This is a genomic window from Thermovirga sp. (genome assembly GCA_012523215.1).
GTDB lineage: Bacteria > Synergistota > Synergistia > Synergistales > Thermovirgaceae > 58-81.
On record JAAYIZ010000039.1, the window covers coordinates 1 to 2,631 of the forward strand.

Annotated in this window: 3 protein-coding genes; all 3 read left to right on the forward strand. The window is 55.5% G+C overall.

Going from position 1 to position 2,631, the window contains the following annotated elements; translation table 11 throughout:
* The first annotated feature begins 31 nt into the window (after nt 1-31).
* Nucleotides 32-1,618, forward strand: a complete 1,587-nt coding sequence (locus GX108_01240) for a hypothetical protein (GenBank protein NLO55671.1) — start codon at nt 32-34, stop codon at nt 1,616-1,618.
* Between the two features lie 154 nt (nt 1,619-1,772).
* Nucleotides 1,773-2,171, forward strand: a complete 399-nt coding sequence (locus GX108_01245; protein ID NLO55672.1) for a RidA family protein — start codon at nt 1,773-1,775, stop codon at nt 2,169-2,171.
* A 53-nt stretch (nt 2,172-2,224) separates the two neighbouring features.
* A partial coding sequence (locus GX108_01250; protein NLO55673.1) for an ABC transporter substrate-binding protein occupies nt 2,225-2,631 on the forward strand: 407 nt, incomplete at its 3' end.

Below are 2,631 nucleotides of genomic sequence, written 5' to 3' on the forward strand. Positions count from 1 at the left end.
AATAATGGCTCAAAGCAGGAGGGACGAAAAAATGAAGATAGCCTGTGTTCAAATGGAAGCGCCGGAATTGGCCGATTTCGAAAGTACCTTCAATAGAATTCAAGAACTCCTGGGCAGGGCGCTTGAGCCGGGGGTAGACCTGGTGGTTTTCCCGGAATGCGCGTGGCCCGCCTATTTCCTCGACCCTGCGGAAAAGCGGATTCTGGAGAAGGCGTTGTCGCTCAACGACCGGTTGATCGAACATATTCGCCGGCAGGCCAGGAAGCATTCTTCTTTCGTGGCCTTCGGACTGGTCGAAGAAAAGGGGGAAAATCTCGGCAACAACGCTATCCTCGTGGATCCCTCGGGCGAAATCGTCTTGAGGGTTTCAAAGATGAACCTTTGGCATTTCGACAGGGACCTTTATGAATCGGGACGGAGCTTTGGCTTGGTCGATTCGCCCTTTGGGCGGATCGGTCTTTTGATATGCGCCGACGCGAGGTTGCCTGAAATTGCGCGAGTGCTCTCCGTGATGGGGGCCGACCTTATCATCGACCCGGCCAACCTCACGGGCTATTCTTTCTCACCCGGGAACCTGAGCAATCCTCAACTGGATTTCATGCTCCCGGCCAGGTCTTTTGAAAACGGGGTGTGGTGGGTCCTTTCGAACAAGTGCGGGATCGAGTCGGGGACGGTCCCCTATGTGGGAGGCAGCAGGGTGATATCCCCGGAGGGCGTCTCCATCGCTTCGGCAAGACGAGACCGGGAGGAGATCGTCTTTGTCGATATCGACCTGCCGGGAAAAAGGCCGGAGCCCCATCCCGAAAGGGTTCCGGAGATGTACGGAGTGCTCGGGGAGCCCACCGAGGATTTGCCGGTAACGAGAATCATTTCTGAATCCGCCATCCCCTCCTGCAACAGCTTTTTCCTGGGTGCCGCCCAATTCGGGGCCCGTAATGTCGAAGAGTATATCGTCAAGGCAGGGAAGTATCTCGGGAACCTGGGGCGACTGCACGCTTCCGTGGTGGCTCTCCCCCCGGCGGACTTTCCCACCGGTACCGATGTTCACGAGTTGGCCGAAATGATAACGGAAAGATACGCTGCGGCGATAGGGGAAATGATCGTTGCCCTCGCTGGGAGCGAGAGGAGCGGGGAGCCTCTCGGCGTGCTTTTCGGCTCAGGGAAGATCCTGGCTTCTGCCCGTGGGTGCCATGGGCCCGGTAGGAGCCGCCGGGCACCCCTCTCGGCGACGGATATAACCAGGACTTCCTACGGCAATTTCGCCTTCGTCCAGGATGGGGAGATCCTTCTGCCCGAATGCTCGAGAAGTCTTACCCTCCTGGGTGCGGATTTGCTGCTTTCCTTGACTGCTTTCGACTCGGGGCCTTCCCTTGAAATTGCCAGGACAAGGGCCTATGAGAACAAGGTTTTCCTGGTGCGAACGACTCCCCCCGGCGGCAACAGGAGGTCTTTCATCTGCGACCCTTACGGTAGGATCCTTGCCAGTGCCTTTGAGGGGAGAGAGCAGGCCTTCGGATGCCAGGTCGAGCTTTTGTCGGCTAGATGCAAGGAGGTTGTCCCGGGTACCGATGTGATCCGTGGCAGGAACCCTTCCGATTACGGCCTGCTTTGCCGGTGAGTCGACGCCTCTTGGTTCTCCAGGCGAACTTCTCCCAATTTACCGAGGTGACTCTCTGAAAGTGCGCCGCCATCTTGACAATATTCGTATAGTCTATATTCTGTAGAACATAGAGCCCGGTCTCGTCACCCCATTATTCTCAGGAGGTGCTTGTATGGAGAAAAAAGTCATACCGTTCGGCAGCGCCATGGGAATGAAGGTCGCTTTCAGCACGGCAGTGAGCGTGGATGTCAAGTCCGTCGAGAAGATCATCTGGGTCTCCGGTCAGGTTTCTTTCGACGAAAAAGGGAACATTGTCGGAAAAGACGACATGTACGCCCAGACGGAGCATGTCATCAAGAGCATTCAAAGCGCCCTGGCCGAATTCGGAGCCACTCTGGATGATGTGGTCGAGGTCAATGTATATGTCAGGGATATGAGCCGACTCAAGGAAATTCATGAGGCGAGACTCAAATATTTCAAGGAGCCTTTCCCCACCAGTACCCTGGTTGAAGTAAACAAATTTGTGCATCCTGATGCTCTGATAGAGATCAACGCCATGGCAGTGATCTGATCTCTGTCCAGGCGGTAAATGCAGGAAAACTGACATCGTAAGGGGGAGGAAAGATGAAAAGAAAGAGCTTTATCGCGGTTTTGGCGGTTGTGATGGCGATCTCCCTGGTCTCGGCAGCGTCTGCCCAGGAGAAATTCCATTGGAGACTGCAATCAAGCTGGGCGACAGGGTTGGAAATCCAGAGGCAGGTCGAGAGGTTTGCCGAACTCGTAACAAAAATGAGTGGGGGACGGTTGACCATTACTGCCCTTCCTGCGGGAGCAGTGGTGGGAGGACTCGAGGTTTTTGACGCCGTGAGCCAGGGCGTAATTGACGCGATGAACAGCCTTTCCGCCTACTGGATAGGGAAAGAGCCTGTCGCGCCAATGTTCTCGGCTATCCCCCTGGGGATGGATGTCATGCAGTATTACGCCTGGTATTACTATGGCGATGGGCTCGACCTCATGCAGGAGATGTACGC

What these genes read in the sequence shown, in the direction of transcription:
- GX108_01245 (NLO55672.1), top strand. Translation starts at nt 1,773, where the DNA reads ATGGAGAAAAAAGTCATACCGTTCGGCAGCGCCATGGGAATGAAGGTC.
- GX108_01240 (NLO55671.1), top strand. Translation starts at nt 32, where the DNA reads ATGAAGATAGCCTGTGTTCAAATGGAAGCGCCGGAATTGGCCGATTTC.